This window comes from Methylobacterium sp. WL19, from assembly GCF_008040005.1.
Lineage (GTDB): Bacteria > Pseudomonadota > Alphaproteobacteria > Rhizobiales > Beijerinckiaceae > Methylobacterium > Methylobacterium bullatum.
In genome coordinates this window covers 1-5,917 of the sequence record NZ_VRVC01000197.1, presented here as the reverse complement: position 1 = coordinate 5,917, position 5,917 = coordinate 1, and the positions used below count along the sequence as shown (strand labels likewise).

3 protein-coding genes are annotated in these 5,917 nt (G+C 71.7%); all 3 read right to left on the bottom strand.

From position 1 onward, the window contains the following. The coding region (locus tag FV220_RS23655) for a reverse transcriptase family protein (RefSeq protein ID WP_187273520.1) at nt 1-1,491 on the bottom strand (1,491 nt) is incomplete at its 3' end. A gap of 316 nt (nt 1,492-1,807) precedes the next feature. Continuing rightward, complete coding sequence (locus FV220_RS23650; RefSeq protein ID WP_147833441.1) at nt 1,808-3,472, bottom strand: SWIM zinc finger family protein; 1,665 nt, start codon at nt 3,470-3,472, stop codon at nt 1,808-1,810. Beyond that, nucleotides 3,469-5,917 (bottom strand): hypothetical protein (locus FV220_RS23645; RefSeq protein WP_147833440.1); only part of this gene is annotated, 2,449 nt, incomplete at its 5' end. The genes FV220_RS23645 and FV220_RS23650, both read right to left, overlap by 4 nt.

Sequence of the window (5,917 nt, the reverse complement as noted above, 5' to 3'; positions counted from 1 at the left end):
CCACCAGCCCTCGCGCGGCGGCACGCCCCGGGCGGATTGCGCGCGGAAGGGGGTGATCCGTGGCTGGGCCGATTGCTGCGGCGCTCGGTGCGTCTCGGCAAGCCTTCGCGCCTGCGCGACCAGGGGAGCGCCGGCTTCGGGCGTGACCATCCGGACGAAGCGGGCAAAGCCCAAAGCCGCCCCCAGCACTGCCTGCCCCTCGCTTCGGCCCCAGCGGCGGCCGGCGGGTCCGTGCCGCTCGATGCCGTGAAGGAGGGCGCGGAACCGGCGCAGGGTCTCGCGCGGCACCGCGACCCGTTCGTTCACCGTGAGCCCGGTGACCTCCTGGTGCCGCCCCCGCCGCATCACCCGCGTCTTGTCGGGATGGACGGTGAAGCCTTCCCCGGCGACGATCTCGTGCACGTATTTCAGGAGTGCGCCGGTCTTGCCCGCCGCTTCGCCCGAAGCGGAGAAGGTCATGTCGTCGGCGTAGCGCGTGTAGGTGAAGCCGAGCGAGGCGGCGAGGCCGGTGAGCCGCGCATCGAGGCGGGTGCAGACGAGGTTGGTGAGCGCCGGGCTCGTGGGCGCCCCCTGCGGCAGGCGCCGTGGTCCGCGCGCCGCGTAGAGGCGCTGTCCGTCGATCTCGACCTCGTCCACATCCGGCTCGGTGCAGAGCAGGGCAAGGACGGTGGCGACCGGCTCGGCATAGCCGAGACCCCGGAACTTCCCCTTAATCCGGCGGTAGTCGAGGGTCGGGAAGAAGTCCTTGAGGTCGAGGTTGACCACCACGTCCCGCCCCACATGGAGGGCGGCGTTTGTCAGGATCGAGCGGCCCGGAACGAAGCCGTGGGCCGCGTCGTGGATGCCCGCGTGAGCCAGCACGGCATCGAGAATCCAATATTGCGCCCGCTTGAGGCGGGGCATCGGCGCCGAGATGGCGCGCAGCCCGCCGGTCTTCTTCGGGATGGTGAAGCGCTGGTAGTGGCTCACCGTGGCGAGCGCCCGGTCATAGGCGAGGAAGCGCAACTCGCCGAGGCCGATCCCCATGGCCTCGGCCACCGCAGCGGGACTCGCCAGTTCCGGTAGTCCGCCCGAAGGGGAGGAGGGAGCGTCCCCCCGCGCCGACAAGCCCGCCGAGACGCCCTCGCCGAGATAGAGGATCTCCCGGTTCCGGCGCCCGTGCCAGGCGAGCGCGCGTTCGTGCCGCCCGCGCGCGCCGTTGAGCTTGGTCTCGCGCCGCCGTTCCAGGGCCGCCTTCTTCCGGCGCTTGTGCATCGCCTTGAGGGCGGCATCCGGATTCGTCCAGAGCGCCGCGCTGCGATGCAGCTCCGTCAGTTCGCGGGCGAGCTCGCCCCGGCGGCGGATGACCTCCTCGGGGAGGTTCGGCTGATCCTTTCCGGCCGGCCAGTAGCCGAGCCGGATCATCTCTTCGAGGACCACCTCGTCCTTCGAGCTCTCGCGGATGCGGTCGTAGAGCTGCTGGCGGGTGAGCGAGCCGGGCTGGACGCTCATGGGCGGCTCGCCCGCACGGGAAGATGAATGAGGGACGCCGGCCGGAAAGCCTTCGTCAAGTCTCGGGACTGGTCCGGTCCACTCGATGCCGGCACGACCCCTACCGCGCGTTTGGGTTCAAGGAACCCAAACAGAAAGCGCGCGGTAGGGGTCTGTGCCGGCCCAGTGAAGAGCGGGCCAGTGACGCTTTGCCGGGCAGGGTGCAGGGACGGCGAAACGCCGCCCAGGTTGCAAGGTCCGCTCCGCCCGACGTCCCTCTGGGGATGAGACTTAGAGCATGCCGGGGACGGCATCAATCGGTTCCGGACGCGGTTCCTCACGCCTGACTCCTCATCGGCTTGCCCTCGACCTGCGTGTGAACGATGCGGCGCAGGGCCAGCATGTGCTCGCAGGGGCCGCGCATCAGTCTGTTGCGGATGTAGAAGCCGCAGGTGCAGTGGCCGCCGACCATCCGGTCGTCCGCGTCGATCTCGACGGCGGTCGCCATGGCCCGGCCGTCGTCCAGCACCGAACCGGTGAGGCTGCGTCGGCCCTCGGCGCGGGTGATGGGGCCGAGGGTCACGAGCCCGGCGGCGACGAAACGGTCGGCCTTGGCCTCCTGCTCCGAGGCGAAGCGCAGGGCGCCCGCATCGAGGGGCTCGCGGGTGAGTTCGCGCAGGCGGAACACCCGCTTGTCGAGGTCGAACATGGCGCGGCCGGCCTGGACGTAGCCGCCGAGCGCGGATTCCACCGTCGCCCGGTCGAGGCCGGTCTCGGCGGCGAGGGTCCCGGCATCGGCGAAGAGATGGCGGCCCAGCGCCGCGAAGACCCGCGCGGCGGTGCCCGTATCGACATCCGTGCGGGGCGCGAGGAGGTCGAACTGGCCGGCGCGGGACCAGTCGTTGGCGGTCCAGCCGGACAGGCCGAGGGTGAAGCGCAGGCCGCCGTAATCCACCACCGCGAAGGAGGGCAGACCGGTGCCGAGGAGATGGAGCCGCACCGATCGGGCGAGGGGCAGGGCGCGGGCGAGGATCGCCAGCCGGCGCCGGCCCCAGAGCCGGATCTCGGCGCTCGCCGGCCCCCGGTAGATCGAGCGCCGGAAGGTCAGCCGCTCGTTCCAGGGTTCGATCAGCACGCTCACCGGCCGGTCCGGCTCGAGCAGGAAGCGCAGGGAGCGCGGGCCGTGCCGCTCCCGGCGGGCGGCGAGCCGCGTGAGGATCGCGTGCAGGTCGACGGGGTGCAGATCGACCACGCAGGCGGGCTGCGTCATGGCGCTCGAGACCTGCAGGAAGCCCCGCATCCAGGAATCGGGCAGATCGATCTTGTCCTCGCGATACTCCTCCGTGCCGCTGGTCTGCACCGAGAAGCCGGTGGGGTCGATGGCGAGCTCGGTGTCGCGGTCGCTGCGGATCTTCTGGAACTCGTCGTACAAAGCGTGGCTGTAGTCGATGTTGGTGGTGCCGAAGGCCATCTCGCCCATGCGCTCGAACACGTCATGGTCGCAGGAGAGGCGCCCGTAGGTGGATTCGTCGAGGCTGAAACACTCGAAGAAGATCTCGTCCGGATGCACGGTGATGACCGGGTCGAGGACGATCCAGGCGTCGAGATCCTCTTTGTAGAGGCGGTCGAAATAAAGCTGCCGGGCCTTGTAGAACGGCCGCATCACCGTCTGGTACCGGATGCCGATGTCCGTGAGTTCGCGGCGCAGGGACTCGATCTCGGCTTCCAGCTCGTCCCTGCCGGCCAGCGCTTCGGCCAGGAGCTGCTGCTCGTTGGCCTGCAGCCAGGCGAAATAGGCGCTGCGGTCCTTCGGCTTGAAGCGTAGATCCGACACCACGACGTGGTGGAGGGCCGAGATCGCCTCGCGGAACGGCAGGTGGCGGGCGACCCGTCCGTTGAAGAAGGTCGGCGCGCGCAAGGTGTCGGGGGCGAAGCCGAGCCGCGTCGTGCCCCCTTCCGTGACGGCGCGGCTCTCGCCGAGATAGCGGTGATGGAGCTTCATCGGGCACCCTCCGACAGGGATCCGGGGGAGGGCCGTGCCGCGGACGGTCGCCGGACGAGGGGCGTCTCGAGATCCGGATAGGCGTCGGCGATGTCACGGAGCGCCAGGATCGCGGCGTTCCGGTCGCGGGCCGTGCCGCTGAGCGACAGGTCGGCGAAGAAGGGCAGCAAACTTTGAGCCCGTTCCCGGCTGCGCAGGGCCTCCCCCTTCAGGAAGGCGGCCATCCTGTCCTTGGCGGTCCGCCCCGTCAGCACCTGCAGCATGACGATGCGGGCCAGCGGCACGAGACGCGCGAAGGCGTCCTCGTTGGCCACGGCCTCTGCCGTCAGCAGTTCCGTCACCAGAAGGTGCATGGAGGGCGAGGGATGTTCGAGGAGGCGCAGGATCTGGGCATCCGCCTCTCCCGGCCGCAGCCGGCTGCGCAGGATCCGGCGGGCGAAGGCCAAGACCTCCGGCTTGACGCTGTCGGTGACGACGGCGAGGGCATCGGGCGTCCAGGCCTCCTCCGGCCAGGCCGCGAAATGGCTCTCCGCGAAGGCGAGCGTCTCCGGCCAGTCGCTCTCGACGAGGAGGACGGCCTCGGCCGCCTCGGCCTGGAAGCGGGCCGGCTCGGCCAGATAGGCGGCCATCGCCCATTGCCGCACGGAGAGATGCGAATGCCCTCCGAGCCGCGCGATCTGGCGCACGCTGAAGAGGCCCGGCGCCCGCTCGGCCAGCACGACGGCGCCGAGGCGCTGCGCGCCCTTGGCCTGCGCCTGGAGGAGGCGCCACAGGGTGCCGGCGTCGAGGGCGGCGAGCTCGCGGGGCATCGCTTCGCTCAGGAGCGCGACCACGTCGGCGACGAATTGGTCGTCCGGCGCGGTGCGGAACAGGCTCGCGATGAGGGATTGCGCCAGGGGGGCGGCGCTGTCCGGGTCGGCATCGACCAGGCGCGTGACCAGGGGCCGCGCCGCCTTTCGCAGGACGGGCGAAGGACCGCAGGCGAAGGCGAGGATGTGGTCGGCGTGCCGGCGGAGCCGCTCATCGTCGAGGCGCGACAGGAGGCCGATCGCGGCGTCCCGCACGTCCAGGGAGTCCGATCCGATCAGGGCGTACCATTGCTCGGCGGGCAGGCCATCGGCATCGGTGCCGGACAGGGCCAGCAGCGCGACGCCCGCAGCGATCATCTCCGGGGCCGGATGCGCCATCAGCGCGCCGATGTCGTGCCCGGCCACCGGCATGTCGTGGTCCGGCCAGAGCAGCGGGATGCTGCCGCGCATGGCCCGGATCGTCGCCTTCGCTTCCTCGTCGAGGACGGGCGGCATCGCCCGCAGCCACGCCACCAGCCGCTCGGCCAAAGGCCCGGCCACGCCGCCCGGAAGCCCGCGCTCGCGGGCGAGGGGGACGAGCGCGGCCCCGACCTCCGGCGCGGCACTCGTGAGCAGGGCGAAGGCCAGCGCCACGTTCGACCAGGGCAAATCCGCCTCGGCCTCGATCCGCAGCAGGGCCAGCATCCGCGCCTCCGGGAACCGGGCCTGGACGAGGACGGCGAGGAGTTCGGGATCGGCCCCGCCCCGGGCGAGACGCTCCCGCGCGATCTCCAGGCCGAGGGCGGCGACGGCGGGTAGAGTCGCGCCGAGCAGGCGGCCGATCGCGGCGGCATCCAGGGCCGCGCAGGCCGCGGTGTCGGCCCGCAGGACGCGCAGGCCCAGCATCGCCACGGGCTCGATCCGCCCCTTCGTGGCGAGCCGGAGCGCGAGGTCGGGCCGGGCGCTCCAGAGGTCGGGGAAGGCCTCGTCCCGCGAGTCGAGGTCGGTATCGGCATCGAGGAAGAACGTGGCCGAGCCCGAGCGCGGCCGTGCTTGGCGCGCGTGGCGGAACAAGAGTTGGCTCGCCGCCCAGTGGGTCGCGAGCGGCCCGCGCAGGCGGGCATCGCGGCCCCAATTGCCGTTCGCCTGACGCCGCCACAGGGTCGAGACCGTGCGCGGACCCAAATCCTCCGGCCGCACCCTCATCAGCAGGCCGGCGGCCATCTCGGCGAAGGCCGGATCGCCGACCTCGCCGCGCTTGCGCAAGGCCCGCCAGATCCGGCGCTTGAGGTAGAGCGAGGTGGCCGAGGACAGGCCGATCCGCGCATCCGGACCGCCCCGTTCATCGCGCACCACGAATTGCCGCCGCAACTCGGCCGAGTAGACCAGGGGGGCGCCGGATTTGTACATCGCCTTCGCGGTCTCGAGGCGCAGCGCGGTGGCGCCGAAGAGGCCGGCATCGTCGGCCATCTCGGCATGTTTGAAGAGGCGGCGCAGGCCGATGAGGTAGGGCGGCCGGGCGGGCAGATGCGGGAGCGCGGCGCAGAGGCCCGCATGCAGCACGGCATCGTCCTGCGCGCAGCGGCCGAGCGCCACCAGCGCTGGCCCGACGGAGATGGGCTTGCCCCTCGCGAGGGCGGTCAGCGCGGCGACGAGG